Genomic DNA, 16,453 nt, shown 5'->3' with positions numbered 1-16,453 from the left:
AGGCGAACATTGAACACTGTTGAACCAATAAGAGAGAAAGCCGTAGTAAAAGATATTCACGACTATCTAAAATCCAGAAATGCAAGAGATGTCCTTATGTTTGCGATGGGTGTATACACAGGGCTACGAATATCAGATATACTTAATTTAAGAGTAAGAGATGTTCGCATGAAAGAATTTATCAGTATCCGAGAGAAAAAAACTCATAAGGAGAAATTAATTCCAATCAATAATTTTCTGAGAGGACAAATAGATGAATATATTCAAGGGAAAAAAGACTTTGAATTTATATTTAAATCACCACATAAGCCGAACTCGTATTACATATATCAAAGACGGATTTATGTATAACCCCATTCATAGGTCATTAATAATACCTTATCCGCAATAGCACCAATACGGGGATAATCATGAGCCTGATATAACAAACCAGGCTGATCTCCGGAAGTCTTAGGTGCTAACGCAACTGTTACAATATACCCCAAGGGTTCTAATGCTGCATGAACAGCGGCAATGAAATTAATAAATCCTTCTTTGTCTTCAGGCTGTATAAACTCAAAATCGATATCTATCCCACTGTAGTTTTTGGCTTGAATGGTGGTAAGTATATTATCAATTAGATTCGCTTGACCTTCTGGGTTAATGAACATATTATGCGCAATTTCAGTGTTGAAATTACCGGTCTCGTCCATAGGGGCTAATACCATAAGGGGTGCGACATTATAATCTCTGGCTATTTGAATGAGTTCACTGTCATCAATAGGGATTAATTCTCCTTCTGGCGTGAAGCCGTAGTTGAACAGAGAAAGATAGGTGAGAAAGGGAAGAGTCTTGCGTAATACAGTACGATCGATAAAAGGATAAGCGTAGCCGTTTATTACAATATCCCCAAAGTTTTCGTCACGGCGGAATGCGATAACAATAGTCGTCCCTGGAATGAGCGACTCTGTATCGGCAATCCAAGGATTGTTCTGCAGAATTCTGGTAGGCGTTACTTCATATTGCTGCGCTATACCAAAAAGAGTATCACCTTCCACAACTGTATGAGTCACTTCGGTAAACTGGATAACCAGGCTTTGGCCGACAAGTAAATTGTTGGCATTAGTAAGTTGATTATCGGTTATAATCCTTGTCGGTGTTACATCGAACTGTGCAGCGATGGAAGAAATGGTATCACCCGATTTAACGACATAAATTGTCATAAGACAGGGGCTCCTGTAATTCGATTTTATAATCAGTTTATGCAGGTATTACGGGTATGTGAATAAAATGGTATTTTTTACACGCTTTTAATAAAGAAGTGGCTAAGCTGCAAATTTTTGAAAGTTCTGAAGGGTTTTGTAAACTAAACGGCTGCATCATTCATTTGTTTATAATTAATAATATAAAACCCGGTCGTTAAGTACTATTGTATAAGAAACAACATTAGCACTTAATGACCGGGTCTTCTTAATTTAATCATATCTAATTGTAAAAGTAGATTTACAATCCTTCTTCTTCCTGTGTCAGCAATTCCATGATTCCATGCAAACTGCCAAGAGTATCTGTAATAGTTTCCATATCAAACTTAACAGAGCAAATAAGGTCGTGAGGTACCTGGATTGCCTGGGATTTTAAGTTCTGTCCTTTTTCTGTTAAGGTAATCACAACATTACGTTCATCATTTGAACTTCTGATTCGGGTGATATAATCCTGTGCCTCCAGCTTTTTAAGCAAGGGGGTAAGGGTCCCTGAATCCAGGTATAGTTTATTTCCCAGATCTTTTACAGTCAGACCGTCTTCTTCCCAGAGGGCCAGCATGGTTATATATCCGGTATAAGTCAGTCCAAGCGGTTCCAGAATGGGTTTGTATTTTTTTATTATTTCCTTGGAGCAGACATACAGGGCAAAACAAAGCTGGTTGTCAAGCCGAAGCATTTCTTCTCCCGGTAGAAGTTCTTTGCCCTGGGTACCCATGTTATTTTGATTGTTCATGGCTTTTCCTTTCTTTCTTTACAGCTGAGTGATGCGGTGCATAACTGCTGTCAGTTACAAGTAAATTAATTTTGTGCAATTTAATAGTAATAAAAATCGTATAAAATGTCAATAGTAAGTATTGACAAAGACATATATATTTTGTACAATTAAATAGAGATAAATGAGAATGCATCAATTTTATTACACGGATAAAAGGAGGAATAAATTTATGGCAGTATACGATTTTAAAGTAAACAACTATAAGGATGAAGAAGTAGGGCTTGATGAATACAAAGGAAAGGTATTGCTTATTGTAAATACAGCAACCAAATGTGGCTTTACACCTCAGTATGATGAATTACAGGATTTATATGAGAAATATAATAGCCAGGGGTTTGAAATACTTGATTTCCCTTGTAATCAGTTTGGAGCACAGGCACCTGGTTCCAATGAAGAAATCCATAGCTTCTGCGATGCGAAATTTGGAATCACTTTTCCTATGTTTTCCAAAATTGAGGTAAATGGTGACGAGGCTCATCCTCTTTATAAATACCTGGTTGAGCAGAAAGGGTTTAATGGCTTTGATGAGGGTCATGAGTTAACCTCTGTCTTAAATGAGATGTTGGGAAAAGCTGACCCTGACTTTGCTAAAAAGCCAAGCATTAAGTGGAACTTTACGAAATTCCTGGTTGACCGGGAAGGTAATGTGGTTGCAAGATTTGAGCCTACAGATAATATGGGAATCGTTGATGAAAAGGTACGTGAACTTCTTTAATTAGACGACAGTAACAGTAAAAATAAAAAAATTTAGAAACATATTGACATTGGTATATGTTTTTTATATACTTTATTAATATAAATAAGCAAAGGTGCTGCAGATGATATCTGCAGCCTTTTTTATTTTATTTGAAGGGAGTGAATTTTGCTCGGGTTATAGTATAAGAAATGAAACAGATATAGGAACTCAAAAAAATATTTTTGCAGAGACGCAGATTAAGTAAAAGGAATACTTAATTGGCGTTTTTTTATTTAAGGAGGGAATTATGGAAGGTTTATATTCATCATCTAATACAATCTGGGTATTGGTTGCTGCTGCATTGGTTTTCTTCATGCAAGCAGGTTTCGCAATGGTTGAGACAGGATTTACTAGAGCAAAGAATGCCGGTAACATCATAATGAAGAATCTGATGGACTTCAGTCTTGGTACTCCAATTTACTGGTTGTTCGGATTTGGCATCATGTTTGGTGGCTCTGGTCTATTAATTGGTGGTTTTGATCCAATGGTTAAGGGGGATTATAGTTCAATATTACCCAGTGGCGTTCCACTTATGGCATTTTTGATTTTTCAAACAGTTTTTTGTGCAACAGCGGCAACAATTGTATCAGGTGCAATGGCAGAGCGAACGAAATTCTCTTCATATTGCATTTACAGTATGGTTATTAGTGCTTTTGTATATCCTGTTTCTGGACACTGGATTTGGGGTGGCGGCTGGCTGGCTCAACAAGGATTTCATGATTTTGCAGGTTCCACTGCTGTTCATATGGTTGGTGGTGTTGCAGCTTTGGTCGGAGCTAAAATACTAGGACCCAGAATCGGCAAATATGATAAGAATGGAAAACCTAAAGCTATACCAGGCCACAGCTTAACTTTAGGTGCATTAGGAGTTTTTATCCTCTGGTTCTGTTGGTTTGGATTTAACGGCGGCTCAACAGTCTCTGCAACCGGAGACGATGCAATCTTAGCAATGGGAAGTATATTTGTAACAACAAATATGGCTGCGGCTGTTGCGACTGTCACAGTAATGTGTATTACCTGGATTCGTTATAAGAAACCGGATGTTTCTATGACCTTGAATGGTTCTTTAGCCGGACTTGTAGCTATTACAGCTGGATGTGACCTGGTATCACCTTTGGGAGCAGCTGTAATTGGTATCCTTGCAGGTTTTGTTGTTGTGTTTGGTATAGAATTTATTGATAAAGTACTAAAGATTGATGATCCTGTAGGTGCGATTGGCGTTCATGGTTTATGCGGTGCGTTTGGTACCCTTGCTGTAGGCCTATTTGCTCAGGAAGAGGGGCTCTTTTACGGTGGTGGAGTGAAATTGCTATTAACACAGTTTATCGGTGTTGTTTCTGTAGCTGCATGGGTTATTGTTACAATGGTTATTACTTTTTATTTAATAAAAACTATTGTAGGACTTAGAGTTTCAAAAGAAGAAGAGATTCTGGGACTTGATATCAAGGAACATGGTTTAACCAGTGCTTATGCAGACTTTATGCCTTCTCCTGATGTTTTTACAGGTAGCGGTGAAGTTGCAGCTCCTTTAGGAACAGTGCCAATTACACAGGCCGTTAAGGTATCTACTACCGGTTATACTGTATCCGAGGATAAGCAAAAACTTACACAAATTGTAATTATAGCAAAACAAAGTAAGTTTGAGGATTTAAAGAAAGCAATGAATGCAATTGAAGTAACAGGTATGACGGTAACCAATGTTCTTGGTTGTGGCATTCAAAAAGGATCAACAGAATTTTATCGTGGAGTTCCAATGGATATGAACTTACTTCCAAAGATTAAAGTGGAAATAGTCGTAAGTAAGGTACCGGTGGCAACTGTTGTTAATGAAGCAAGAAAAGCTCTTTATACCGGAAATATCGGAGATGGTAAGATATTCGTTTATGATGTTGAAGATGTCATAAAGGTAAGAACAGGTGAGACTGGATTTGCTGCGTTACAGGATGAAGATTAGAATTAGTAAGGAGCTGCAGTGCAATCTGCAGCTCCTTACTAATTTAAAGTGAAATGCACAATAAATTTTGTATATTGATGTACATGTGACTCTATTACCCATGTATGAATACCAAGATGAAATGATAGACAGAGTCAGCCATTTGAAAGGTATAATTTGAATCAGCTGAACCAGTTTTGATAAATTAGACCAGTAAAAGCAAAAAAATTGGTTATTATATGTGCTACTGTTACAACTTTAATAGATTTTGTTTTATAAGCAACCCATCCCCATAATAATCCCATGAAAATAGAACCACCAACTAACGAAGCAAATCCACCCTGATATAGTATTCCATGCGCCATGTACAATGCTATATGCCAAATTCCAAAAAACAATGTTGGAAATATGTATGCTAAAAAAATGTTATTATTAAAAATCTTATTATAAATTCCACGCCAAAACATTTCTTCAAAAGTTCCATTAATTAGTGCAAATACCAATGAAATAATTAAAACTTGAAACCCTGCTATTGGAGCCACCTCTTTAAATACTGCAAAAAAAGTGGCAATACATGGTACAAATGATAAAAAATAAAAGATATTTTTACTTACAGTTGTTATATTTGATTTTAGAGTATAGATTTCTCTCAACTTACTTAATCCATCAGAACAATACATAGAGATGGGCAGACAAAAAACAAACCAATAAATACAGAATCCTATAATAAATCCTGCTGTCTTACCAATTCGATTAGTTAGAAGCGGAATAAATAGCAGCATTGTAATACAAAGAATCGGAGCAGCACTAACTAAAATATAGTTCTTATTATTCTTATTTAACATAGATCTCCTTTATCATGGTTTAGTTAATTGGTGAATACTAAAAAATAACTGTAATTATTTTATATGTCATGAAGCAAAGGTAAGTAATAAAAAGCAGTATGCCATCTAATCTATTTATTTTTTTTCGAAGAACGGATACAATAAAAATATAAATGGTCAATATTATTGTAATAACTAAATCAATCCATAAGGATTTTTCAATTGATATTGGTGATATTGTAGTAGATACACCAAGGACAAAAAGTATATTAAACAGATTGCTACCGATGCAGTTTCCTATCACAATATCGGGTTCTTTTTTGATTACTGCCATAATACTGGTTACTAGCTCGGGCATGGTTGTTGCCAGTGATACAATGGTGATACCAATCAGGGTCTGGCTTAATCCGAATCTTGATGCGATCAGTGTACTACTGTCTACTGTAAGTTTTCCACCTATAATTAAACCACCAAGTGAAAGGAATGTTAATATATATAACAGAAATAAACTCTTCTCTTTCTTCTGTATTATTTCATTGTTAAGACCATTGCCGTCATTATCTGTATCCAAATCACCATCGATGTCAAATGTAGCAGGAATAGATTTTTTTGCATCTAGAATAACATATAACATAAACATTATAAATCCACATAATAAAAGGATACCATAAAATCTTTTCATAGTATTGCTACTTAGCATCATAATCAAAAGAATAATTTCAGATAGGAGTAGCATGGGAAGTTCTTTCTTTACCAGAGAATCCTTTATTATAAGTGCCAGAATCATTGAGGACAGACCAGCAATCAAAGCAAGATTAGATAATGAACTCCCTATGACATTGCCAAGTGTCAATTGGTTTGTACCACGTATGCCTGAGAGAATTCCAACAACGAGTTCTGGCGCACTGGTTCCAAAGGCAACTACCGTAATACCAATAATAAAAGAAGAAATACCGTATTTACGTGCTATTTTAGCAGAAGAGTCAATGAGAATATCTGCACTTTTAAGAATTAATACCAAACCTATGATAAGTAAAATTAACTGCATAAAAACCACCCTTTTCTTTATTAATTTGCTGAGATGTACTTGATTAATATTGACTGCATTCATTTAGGAGACTCAACTTAAATTTTTAAGTAAATTTTATTAATGTAACAGGTAACACACTACTCATTAATAACGTAAACTTTCATAAAAGGTAAATCCCGGATTTTCAGGGCAGCCTTCATATTCCTAACGTTTATTGAACTTAAAATACATAAAAAGGGTGGAAAGCTAATACAAGCTCTCCACCCTAAAGCTCAAAACCTTGAGCAAATAATGCTCAACCGGAAAATCATGATTATTATATTCAATAGTTTTATAAATGTCAAGAATAAAATGAATCCTTACTGCATTATCACTAATTTCCACAGCAGTACTAATTTTTTTTTTAAAGCTTTGAAAATTGCTAGTTGAAACTGTGCAAAAAAAATAGTATTATGTTAGAAATGATTGACAAATCGATGCATTGAAAACCTACCAGTCAAAATGATAAAATCACTTCAATAGAAATTGCATGCACTCTATCAGACAGAGACGTCATTACGAAAGTAATGGCGTCTTTTACTATTGACAGTAATTTTCTTGAAGGAGGATTTAAGTATGAGACAGGTCGCAATTTACGGTAAAGGCGGAATTGGTAAGTCAACAACAACCCAGAACTTAACAGCCGGGTTAGGAGAAATGGGAAAGAAGATCATGATAGTAGGCTGTGATCCAAAAGCTGATTCCACAAGACTGGTCCTTGGGGGATTGGCACAGAAAACAGTACTCGATACGTTGAGAGAAGAAGGAGAGGACATCGATCTTGACTATATTCTAAAGAAAGGTTTTGCAGGAATTAAAGGTGTTGAATCCGGCGGTCCGGAACCTGGAGTCGGCTGTGCCGGACGTGGTATTATTACTTCGATTAATCTGCTGGAACAGTTGGGAGCTTATACCGATGACCTGGATTATGTATTCTACGATGTATTGGGAGACGTTGTATGCGGTGGTTTTGCAATGCCTATCCGTGAAGGAAAGGCCCAGGAGATTTATATCGTATGTTCCGGTGAAATGATGGCGTTATACGCAGCCAACAATATTTCAAAAGGTATTATGAAATATGCGAATACCGGTGGTGTTCGTTTAGGCGGATTAATCTGCAACTCCAGAAAAGTAGACGGAGAGGCAGAGCTGGTATCTGCAATAGCAAAAGAACTTGGAACGCAGATGATTCATTTTGTGCCTCGTGACAATGCGGTACAAAGAGCTGAAATCAATAAAAAGACAGTAATCGATTATAGCCCGGAGGTACCTCAGGCAGATGAATACAGAGAGCTGGCACGTAAAATAGATGGAAATGACATGTTTGTTATACCCAAACCGCTGTCAATTGACAGATTGGAAGAACTTTTAATGGAGCATGGATTAATGGATGTATAAATACTAGGAGGTGGCGTGATGTTATTAGTAAGAGCAATTATCAGACCTGAGAAAGTTGGCGTTGTTTTATCGGAATTGTTATCAGCCGGTTATCCCGCAGTAACAAAAATGGACGTATATGGCAGGGGAAAACAAAAGGGTGTCAAAGTCGGTGAAATCTTCTACGATGAAATACCAAAAGAAATGCTGTTGATTGTAGTGGAAGATGCAGATAAGGATGATGTGGTAAAGATTATCATGAAATATGCCAGAACCGGTGAAACCGGACATTTTGGTGATGGCAGGATATTTATCAGTCCGGTAGAAGAAGCATATACCATCAGTACCAAGAAAAAAGGTCTGTAGGATAAGAAAGAGGCAGTGTGCCATTGGGCACACAGATGGGAGTTGTGATGAAGGAAGTAATGGCGATTGTCAGACAGAACAAAGTCAATGTGACCAAGGAAGCGTTGGCTTCGGCCGGAATACCTGCTTTCACCTGCAGAAAGGTATTGGGTAGAGGAAAAAAGCTAATTGACATGAATCTTCTAACTACGATTGTAGAAAATGGTGAACTTCCCCTTGATCCTTCCGGTGAGCATTTAACCGAAGCTACAAGACTGATACCAAAAAGAGTATTTACCATCGTAGTAGAGGATGGGGATGTCAGCAAAGTGGTAGAAGCTATTATGGAAGTGAATTCCAGCGGACATCCGGGAGACGGCAAGATATTTGTATTACCCATATATGAGAATTATCAGGTTCGTAATGGGGAATCAACAACAGAAGCTTATTAAAGGAGGTGGCCTTCAGTGAGTGCATTGGAAAAAGTATTGGATCAGTATAATTCACGTGTTTACAAAAATCGTAAAGAACACATGGTAGACATAGGAAACAATGAGAATGATAACCAGATTGCAGCGAATGTTCGTACCATACCAGGAATTATCACTCAACGCGGCTGCTGTTATGCGGGCTGTAAAGGTGTAGTTTTAGGCCCTATCAAGGATGCTCTTCAGATAGTACACGGGCCTATCGGTTGTTCCTACTATGCATGGGGTACAAGGCGTCATAAAGGAAAGAAAGAAGAAGGCATTGATAATTTTCTGCAATACAGCTTTTCAACAGATATGCAGGAACCAGATATCGTGTTCGGTGGTGAAAAGAAGTTAAAACAGTCAATTACAGAAGCGATAGATTTATTCCATCCTTCCACTATTTTTATCTGTTCAACCTGTCCTGTAGGTCTTATCGGTGATGATATCCATGCGGTTGCAAGATGGGCGGAAACAGAATACGGAATCAAGTGTATTGCCTACAGCTGTGAAGGTTATAAAGGTGTCAGTCAGTCAGCCGGTCATCATATCGCAAACAATCAGATCATGCGTTTTGTAATTGGAGAAGGTGACAGACAGATCAAGAATAAATTCTCAGTTAATCTTTTAGGTGAATACAACATTGGCGGTGACGGCTGGGAGACAGAGAGAATTCTTAAGAGAATCGGTTATGAGGTGGTCTCTACCTTTACCGGTGACAGCAGTATGGAGGATTTAAAGAATGCACATCTGGCAAATTTAAGCCTGGTACAGTGCCATCGTTCCATTAACTATATTGCAGAGATGATTGAAGAGAAATATGGCACGCCTTGGATGAAGGTTAATTTTATAGGTGTAAAGGGAACCATGGAAACTCTGAGGAATATTGCTAAATATTTCAATGATGCTGAACTTACCAGGAAGACAGAGGAAGTAATTGCTGATGAAATCGGACTTATCCACGATGATATGGCTTATTACAAAAGTAAGCTAAAAGGCAAGACGGCAGCAATCTATGTAGGAGGTTCCAGATCTCATCATTATCAATTCCTCCTTCATGACCTTGGGGTGAACACCGTACTTGCAGGTTATGAATTCGGACACAGAGATGAGTACGAAGGAAGAGAAGTGCTTCCTTTTATTAAACCGGATGCAGACAGCAAGAACATTGAATCCATAACGGTTGAACCGGATAAGGAGAAATACCATCTCTATCTTTCAGAAGAAGAAATAGGCAAGCTGAAAGAAGAAAAACTGATCGACTACTATGGCGGACTGATAAAGGATATGCCTGATGGAACCTATATGGTTGATGACCTGAATCACTATGAGACAGAAGAATTTTTAAAAGTATTAAAACCGGACATTTTTTTCTCCGGTATTAAAGATAAATTTATTGCACAAAAAAGCGGTATCCTCTCTAGACAGTTGCATTCCTACGATTATAGCGGTCCCTACGCAGGTTTTCGAGGAGCTGTGAATTTTGCCAGAGACGTAACTATGGGGATATATACCCCGGCCTGGAGCTTTGTAAAGGCTCCCTGGAAAACTGCTCCCATCCTGGAAGGAACCTTAGGAGGTGAATAAAAATGCTTGATTACACAAAAAAAGAACCCTATGAAAGAACGGCCTTAAGAGTGAATCCTGCTAAGACCTGTCAACCGGTAGGTGCAATGTATGCAGCACTTGGTGTCCATGAATGTCTCCCTCACAGCCATGGTTCTCAGGGATGCTGTGCCTTCCACCGAATGTTCTTAACAAGACATTTCAAGGATCCTGCAATGGCGGCCTCCAGTTCCTTTACAGAAGGGGCCTCCGTATTTGGCGGTGGCAGTAACTTAAGAACAGCAGCAAAGAATATTTTTGAAATCTATAACCCGAAAATTATCGCAGTGCATACCACCTGTTTATCTGAGACTATCGGTGATGACTTAAATGAAATCATTAAAAGCATCGATATTCCGGAAGGAAAGTTCATTGTGCATACCAATACACCAAGTTATAAAGGTTCACATATAACCGGATTCTCCAATATGGTAGGCAGCTTCATCAGTTATTTATCTGTTAAAACGGGTAAAAGCAACGGTAAGACAGCACTTATACCTGGTTTTGTAAATCCTGGCGATATGAGAGAAATGAAAAAAATTGCCAGGCAGATGAAAGTACCCTTTACTATGTTACCGGATACCAGCGGTGTAATGGACAGTCCTATGACCGGTAAATTTGAGATGTATCCCAAAGGCGGAACGACGGTAGAGGAGGTCATTGAGCTGGGTGACTGTGATCAGACTCTGGCCATTGGTAAATTTTCCAGTGAATGGGGTGGTCAAACATTGCAGAAGAAGTGTGATGTTCCCTATAAATTACTTTCCATGCCTATTGGAATTACGCAGACCGACAACTTTGTAATGGCTCTTCAATCCATATCGAAAGCAGAAGTTCCCTATGAATTGGAAGAAGAAAGAGGTCAGCTGGTTGATATCTTAATTGATATCCATCCCTACACGTATAATAAGAAGGTTGCCATCTATGGAGATCCGGATACGGTAATAGGACTTACAGAATTTGTTCTGGAAATGGGTATGATACCAAAATATGTACTGACCGGTACCCCGGGAGAGGCCTTTGAAAACGAAGTGAAAGGTTTATTTGAAAAATACGGTATGAAAGATTGCCAGGTTAAAGCTTATGGAGATTTGTATGAGCTCCACCAGTGGATTAAGAATGAAGGTGTTGATCTGCTCATAGGAGGAACCCATGGAAAACATATTGCCAGAGCAGAAGATATTCCTTTTATAAGAGCAGGCTTTCCGATTATTGACCGTTATGTACATTCTTATATGCCTTTGGTAGGTTATAAGGGCGGTATGAGACTGGCAGAGCTGATAACCAATGCCCTTATGGACAGACAGGATAGAGACAGCCTGGAAGAAGATTTTGAAATGGTTATGTAATTATACTTCTGGTATTAAAGTTAGAGATTGTTATAGGAAACTCCCGTAATTGTGACGAAGCTGTCATTATACGGGAGCTTTGTTTATTTATAGAAACTGTACAGAAAGGGAGCGGGCTATGGAGAATGCCAATGTTTTAGAAGACAGAAAGGAATTTATCTACGAGAAGAGAGATGGTTGCGGTGGAAATGGTATGAAATGTGATGCCAACAGTGTATCCGGTTCCGTCAGTCAGAGAGCTTGTGTTTATTGCGGTGCAAGAGTGGTATTAAATCCAATAACAGATGCCTTTCATATCGTCCATGGCCCTATTGGCTGCGCCAGCTATACCTGGGATATCAGAGGAAGTTTATCCAGTGGTGAGGAGCTCTATCGTAACAGTTTTTCTACAGATTTAAGAGAGCCAGATATTATTTTCGGCGGTGAAAAAAGACTTACACTGGCAATTGAGGAAATAGCTGAGAAACATCATCCAAAACTGATATTTGTATATGCTACCTGTATTGTAGGTGTAATCGGTGATGACGTGAATGCTGTCTGTAAGACCATGTCAGAAAAATATGATATGCGCGTAATACCGGTGAAATCCCCGGGTTTTTCCGGAAATAAATCCGTGGGTTACAAAATGGCCTGTAATGCTATTATGGAGCTGATAGCCTGTCATAACCCCAAGAAAAGAAAAGGAGTAAATATTCTGGGAGACTTTAATCTGGCAGGTGAAATGTGGATAATTAAGGATTATCTGAATAAAATTGGAATTCCTGTAGTATCCACCTTTACCGGTGATTCAAGCTATGAAACACTTATCGAAGCACCGGCTGCCCAGTTAAATATCGTACAGTGTGCCGGTTCCAGCACCTATCTGGCAAACCGCATGGAAGAAGAAATGAATATCCCCTATATCAAGGTGAGTTTCTTTGGGATAGAGGATACCACCAGTTCTCTGATACGTATTGCTGAAGCTCTTGGTGATCGTGAGGCCAGGCAGAAGGCAATTGATTTTACACAGGCTGAGACGGAGAAATTGCAGAGTTTCCTGAAACAGTACCGAAGAAATCTTGAAGGCAAAAAAGCTGCTATTTATGTAGGCGGTGGCTTTAAGGCCATATCGTTGATCAGGCAGTTTGAGTCCATGGGGATGGAGACTGTAGTAGTGGGAACTCAGACAGGCAAGAAGGATGATTATGAGGTAATTGAGAGCCTGGTAGGAGAGAATACGGTTATTCTTGATGATGCAACACCGGCTGAACTTGAGAAATTCATGAAGGAAAAGGGAGCAGATATTCTGGTAGGAGGAGTAAAAGAGCGCCCCCTGGCCTATAAGCTTGGGATTGCTTTCTGTGACCATAATCATGAACGGAAACATCCTCTATGCGGGTTTGACGGAGTTATAAATTTTACGAAAGAAATAAACAGCAGCATGAATAATCCGGTTTGGACATATATACAGGCTGAACTTTAAATTATTCCCTGAAGACAAATTTAAGAGTGATGGGAATTTGCTCAGAAAGGAGAAAGGGAATGAGAGGGAATCTAGTTAATCTAAATGTAAACCCATGTAAGATGTGTATGCCCATGGGAGCTGTTACTGCCTGTTACGGTATCAAAAAATGCATGTCCATCCTCCATGGATCACAGGGCTGCAGTACTTATATCAGAAGGCATATGGCAACCCATTACAATGAACCGGTAGATATTGCTTCCTCTTCTCTGACAGAGGAAGGAACTGTATACGGTGGAGAACAGAATTTGCTAAAGGGACTCAAAAATCTAATAACTATTTACAAACCCGAGGTAATTGCAGTGGAAACTACCTGTCTGGCAGAAACCATTGGAGAAGATATAAACCGGATTATTGATAAATTCCGCAGAGAGAACCCGGAAGCAAATGGAGTGGAAATTATCTCCATACCCTCTGCTGGTTATGCAGGAACGCAATTTGAGGGTTATATGAAAGCCCTGCATAGTATTGTAAGCCAGGTTCAGATGGAAGAAAACAAAAACAATAAGATAAATGTTATAACGGCTCCCTTGTCTCCGGGAGATACCAGGTATCTGAAAGAACTTCTGGAGAGCTTTTCCCTGGAGTATATACTATTACCGGATCTTTCTGAGAATCTGGACGGAGTATATCAGCCGGAATATGAGAAGCTGCCCTCAAAAGGAACAGACATACGTGATATTCGTAAAATGGGAGGTGCAGCCTTTACTATTGAGATTTCCTCCTTTACAGAAGAAAATCCATCTGTTGCAGAATACCTGTTTGAAGAGTATCAGGTACCCTATGAGAAATGCAATCTGCCGGTCAGCTTAAGAGATAACGACACTCTGATACGCTTACTTGCAAGCTTGTCAGGAAAGGAGATTCCGGATAAGCTTAAAAAAGAAAGAGGAAGATTCCTGGATGCCATGATTGATGCGCATAAATATAATGGGGAAGCAAGGGCAGCTGTTTTTGGTGAACCTGATTTTGTTTATTCTACTGTAAGACTTTGTGTAGAAAACGGTGTATTACCTGTTCTTGTTGCCACTGGCTCCAAATGCCCGTCTATAATAGCTAAGCTTACAGAGGAGATTAAAGAGGTCGCAGACCGTTATTTTGTGGAGGATTTTGAAATTCTCAGTGATACAGACTTCAAGACGATCGAGGAGAAGGCAAGGGAACTATCCGTAAATGTCCTGATTGGTAATTCAGATGGCAGAAGGATATCTGAAAATCTAAAAATTGAACTGGTTAGGCGAAGCTTCCCGATTCATGACAGAGTGGGCGGACAAAGACTTAGGACTATTGGCTATAATGGTGCGCTTACCTTTCTTGATGACATATCCAATGTTATATTAGCAGGCAAGGAAACTGGATTTCGCAAAGAACTTTATGCAAAATATTTCAAAGAGGGTTTACAAAAGGGAGGGGAGATGGAGAATAAAAACAACCAGTCTGAAAATCTCTTGAAAGAGAAGCGGAATGTATGGACTGAAGCAAATATAAACGAAAGCTTAAAAGTTACAGCGGAAGCAACTGATAAAACACCTGAGGAGAAGAGTAAGACACATCCATGTTTTAATTGCGGAGCCCATGATTATGCCAGAATGCATCTTCCGATTGCTCCGAAATGTAATATCAGCTGCAACTATTGTGTGAGAAAGTATGACTGTCCCAATGAAAGCAGACCAGGGGTTACAACACAGGTTCTAAACCCGGAAGAAGCCTATGAGAAATACCTGTACGTTAAGAAAAAGGTTTCAAAGCTCTCGGTAATCGGTATTGCTGGTCCAGGTGATGCGCTTGCTAATTTTGAGGAAACAAAGCGTACACTGGCATTAATCAGGCAGGAAGACAAAGATGTTACATTCTGTCTTTCCACCAATGGTCTGATGTTGCCACAATATGCAGAAGAATTAATTGCATTGGGGGTATCCCATATTACAGTAACGATGAATGCCGTTGATCCAAAGATTGGTGCTAAAATCTACCGCCATGTGAACTATATGGGAAATTCTTATTTTGGAGAAACAGCAGCTGCTATTCTGATGTCCAACCAAATGGCAGGAATTAAGATGCTGGCTTCAAGGGGAATTGTCTGTAAGGTTAATATCGTTATGATAAAGGGAATAAATGATGAACACATTCCGGAAGTGGTGCAAAAGGTGAAAGACCTTGGTGCTGCAATCACAAATATTATGCAGCTGATTCCGGTGGAAGGAAGTGTGTTCGAGAAAATACCGTTAGTTAGCAATCAGGAAATCATGGCAATGAGAAAAAAATGCGGTGAGACCATGAAGCAGATGTATCATTGTAAACAATGCAGGGCAGATGCAATTGGTGCTTTGGGCGATGACCGTTCCATTGAGTTTAATGCCTGTCATGAGAAGGAAGCACAGGAGCAACAGGAACTACTGGACTATCCGGAAACATTAAAACAGCAGAAGAAGCATGAAGAAACCGAAGACCTTTTGGAAAGAAACAAGGGTATCTATGTTGCAGTAGCAACAAAAAGCGGTGTTTTGGTTGACCAACATTTTGGTCAGGTGTCAGAATTCTATATTTTTGAATACAAAAATGGTACTGCTCAATTCAAAGAAAGACGGGTAGTGGAGAAATATTGTAACGGAGTGCTGGATTGCGAGGAGAAGGAGGATAAGATTACCTCGATCTTAAAAACGATATCCGACTGTACAGCTGTTGTAGCCATGCGTATCGGTGAATCCCCCAAATCAAAGCTAGAGGAAAAAGGTATTCATGTGCTTGTTACCTACGACAGAATTGAAGATTCTGTTAAAAAGGCAATAAGTGAATGTAAATTATCAGTATAGTAAAATTATTTAACTTGTATAGAAAGCCTGCCTGCTGTTATCTGTTTATTAAGAAATTAAAGGAATATATATAAGAAAAGGAGAGTATTGTTATGGTAAGTCCTAAATATCATATTTTTGTCTGTACCAGCTGTAGAATCAATGGGGTGCAAAAGGGGTTTTGTTTTTCGAAGGATTCTGTCGATATTGTCCAGAAATTTATGGAGGGAGTCGATGAAAGAGATTTATCCGGGGATGTAATGATAACCAATACCGGATGTTTTGGGATTTGTGAAAAAGGACCGGTTGCAGTGGTTTATCCGGAGGGAATATGGTACGGAAACTTAACAGAGGAGAATGTTGAAACGATTATAGAACAGCATTTTGAAAATGGAAATCCTGTAAAAGAGTTGATGATATAAAAAGGTTTAAGCAT

At 38.7% G+C, this 16,453-nt stretch carries 15 protein-coding genes; 11 read left to right on the top strand and 4 right to left on the bottom strand.

Features of this window, described 5'->3' with window-relative positions; genetic code table 11:
* Window positions 1–9 precede the first annotated feature (9 nt).
* Window positions 10–351, top strand: coding sequence for a tyrosine-type recombinase/integrase (locus tag R2R35_RS02665; RefSeq protein ID WP_317732947.1), 342 nt, complete (start codon window positions 10–12; stop codon window positions 349–351).
* On the opposite strand, the gene R2R35_RS02660 is transcribed toward R2R35_RS02665, so the two are convergent.
* On the bottom strand, window positions 342–1,202 hold the full coding sequence (locus tag R2R35_RS02660) for a LysM peptidoglycan-binding domain-containing protein (RefSeq protein WP_317732946.1): 861 nt from the start codon (window positions 1,200–1,202) through the stop codon (window positions 342–344). The two genes, R2R35_RS02665 and R2R35_RS02660, sit on opposite strands and share 10 nt — an antisense overlap.
* A gap of 280 nt (window positions 1,203–1,482) precedes the next feature.
* Entirely contained in the window at window positions 1,483–1,974 is a 492-nt protein-coding gene (locus R2R35_RS02655) for a MarR family winged helix-turn-helix transcriptional regulator (RefSeq protein ID WP_317732944.1), read from the bottom strand.
* Window positions 1,975–2,185: 211 nt separating this feature from the next.
* On the opposite strand from R2R35_RS02655, the gene R2R35_RS02650 reads away from it, so the two are divergent.
* Together R2R35_RS02650 and R2R35_RS02645 are read left to right on the top strand one after the other, a co-directional pair.
* On the top strand, window positions 2,186–2,731 hold the full coding sequence (locus tag R2R35_RS02650; RefSeq protein WP_317732943.1) for a glutathione peroxidase: 546 nt from the start codon (window positions 2,186–2,188) through the stop codon (window positions 2,729–2,731).
* A 268-nt stretch (window positions 2,732–2,999) separates the two neighbouring features.
* The gene (locus R2R35_RS02645; protein ID WP_317732942.1) at window positions 3,000–4,706 is read left to right on the top strand and encodes an ammonium transporter; all 1,707 of its coding nucleotides are present in this window, start codon (window positions 3,000–3,002) and stop codon (window positions 4,704–4,706) included.
* Between the two features lie 161 nt (window positions 4,707–4,867).
* Here R2R35_RS02645 and R2R35_RS02640 read toward each other — a convergent pair whose 3' ends face one another.
* Together R2R35_RS02640 and R2R35_RS02635 are read right to left on the bottom strand one after the other, a co-directional pair.
* Window positions 4,868–5,530, bottom strand: coding sequence for a CPBP family intramembrane glutamic endopeptidase (locus tag R2R35_RS02640; protein WP_317732941.1), 663 nt, complete (start codon window positions 5,528–5,530; stop codon window positions 4,868–4,870).
* Window positions 5,531–5,567: 37 nt separating this feature from the next.
* Window positions 5,568–6,557 (bottom strand): calcium/sodium antiporter, encoded by a 990-nt coding sequence (locus R2R35_RS02635; RefSeq protein WP_317732940.1) that lies wholly within the window; start codon window positions 6,555–6,557, stop codon window positions 5,568–5,570.
* Window positions 6,558–7,154: 597 nt separating this feature from the next.
* Here R2R35_RS02635 and nifH point away from each other — a divergent pair.
* The 8 genes from nifH (at window position 7,155) to R2R35_RS02595 (ending at window position 16,439) form a co-directional block, all read left to right on the top strand.
* Window positions 7,155–7,976: a nitrogenase iron protein gene (gene nifH, locus R2R35_RS02630; protein ID WP_033165983.1), complete on the top strand. Its 822-nt coding sequence runs from the start codon at window positions 7,155–7,157 to the stop codon at window positions 7,974–7,976.
* A gap of 18 nt (window positions 7,977–7,994) precedes the next feature.
* A complete protein-coding gene (locus R2R35_RS02625; protein ID WP_033165984.1) occupies window positions 7,995–8,321 on the top strand; it encodes a P-II family nitrogen regulator in 327 nt (108 codons plus the stop codon).
* Between the two features lie 17 nt (window positions 8,322–8,338).
* Window positions 8,339–8,752: a P-II family nitrogen regulator gene (locus tag R2R35_RS02620; RefSeq protein ID WP_331670207.1), complete on the top strand. Its 414-nt coding sequence runs from the start codon at window positions 8,339–8,341 to the stop codon at window positions 8,750–8,752.
* Between the two features lie 15 nt (window positions 8,753–8,767).
* Entirely contained in the window at window positions 8,768–10,357 is a 1,590-nt protein-coding gene (gene nifD, locus R2R35_RS02615; protein WP_317732939.1) for a nitrogenase molybdenum-iron protein alpha chain, read from the top strand.
* A gap of 2 nt (window positions 10,358–10,359) precedes the next feature.
* Entirely contained in the window at window positions 10,360–11,724 is a 1,365-nt protein-coding gene (locus R2R35_RS02610) for a nitrogenase component 1 (RefSeq protein ID WP_317732938.1), read from the top strand.
* A gap of 118 nt (window positions 11,725–11,842) precedes the next feature.
* Window positions 11,843–13,186: a nitrogenase iron-molybdenum cofactor biosynthesis protein NifE gene (nifE, locus tag R2R35_RS02605; RefSeq protein ID WP_317732937.1), complete on the top strand. Its 1,344-nt coding sequence runs from the start codon at window positions 11,843–11,845 to the stop codon at window positions 13,184–13,186.
* A 59-nt stretch (window positions 13,187–13,245) separates the two neighbouring features.
* Window positions 13,246–16,038, top strand: a complete 2,793-nt coding sequence (nifB, locus tag R2R35_RS02600) for a nitrogenase cofactor biosynthesis protein NifB (protein ID WP_317732936.1) — start codon at window positions 13,246–13,248, stop codon at window positions 16,036–16,038.
* A gap of 92 nt (window positions 16,039–16,130) precedes the next feature.
* On the top strand, window positions 16,131–16,439 hold the full coding sequence (locus tag R2R35_RS02595) for a 2Fe-2S ferredoxin (protein ID WP_317732935.1): 309 nt from the start codon (window positions 16,131–16,133) through the stop codon (window positions 16,437–16,439).
* Window positions 16,440–16,453 lie beyond the last annotated feature (14 nt).

It is taken from the genome of Anaerocolumna sp. AGMB13020, from assembly GCF_033100115.1.
GTDB lineage: Bacteria > Bacillota > Clostridia > Lachnospirales > Lachnospiraceae > Anaerocolumna.
Note: the sequence above shows the minus strand (reverse complement) of the source record. Positions and strands in the feature narration are given on the sequence as shown.

What these genes read in the sequence shown, in the direction of transcription:
- R2R35_RS02655 (WP_317732944.1), bottom strand. Translation starts at nt 1,974, where the DNA reads ATGAACAATCAAAATAACATGGGTACCCAGGGCAAAGAACTTCTACCG.
- R2R35_RS02595 (WP_317732935.1), top strand. Translation starts at nt 16,131, where the DNA reads ATGGTAAGTCCTAAATATCATATTTTTGTCTGTACCAGCTGTAGAATC.
- R2R35_RS02645 (WP_317732942.1), top strand. Translation starts at nt 3,000, where the DNA reads ATGGAAGGTTTATATTCATCATCTAATACAATCTGGGTATTGGTTGCT.
- nifB (WP_317732936.1), top strand. Translation starts at nt 13,246, where the DNA reads ATGAGAGGGAATCTAGTTAATCTAAATGTAAACCCATGTAAGATGTGT.
- R2R35_RS02625 (WP_033165984.1), top strand. Translation starts at nt 7,995, where the DNA reads ATGTTATTAGTAAGAGCAATTATCAGACCTGAGAAAGTTGGCGTTGTT.
- nifE (WP_317732937.1), top strand. Translation starts at nt 11,843, where the DNA reads ATGGAGAATGCCAATGTTTTAGAAGACAGAAAGGAATTTATCTACGAG.
- R2R35_RS02635 (WP_317732940.1), bottom strand. Translation starts at nt 6,557, where the DNA reads ATGCAGTTAATTTTACTTATCATAGGTTTGGTATTAATTCTTAAAAGT.
- nifH (WP_033165983.1), top strand. Translation starts at nt 7,155, where the DNA reads ATGAGACAGGTCGCAATTTACGGTAAAGGCGGAATTGGTAAGTCAACA.
- R2R35_RS02660 (WP_317732946.1), bottom strand. Translation starts at nt 1,202, where the DNA reads ATGACAATTTATGTCGTTAAATCGGGTGATACCATTTCTTCCATCGCT.
- R2R35_RS02610 (WP_317732938.1), top strand. Translation starts at nt 10,360, where the DNA reads ATGCTTGATTACACAAAAAAAGAACCCTATGAAAGAACGGCCTTAAGA.
- R2R35_RS02640 (WP_317732941.1), bottom strand. Translation starts at nt 5,530, where the DNA reads ATGTTAAATAAGAATAATAAGAACTATATTTTAGTTAGTGCTGCTCCG.
- R2R35_RS02650 (WP_317732943.1), top strand. Translation starts at nt 2,186, where the DNA reads ATGGCAGTATACGATTTTAAAGTAAACAACTATAAGGATGAAGAAGTA.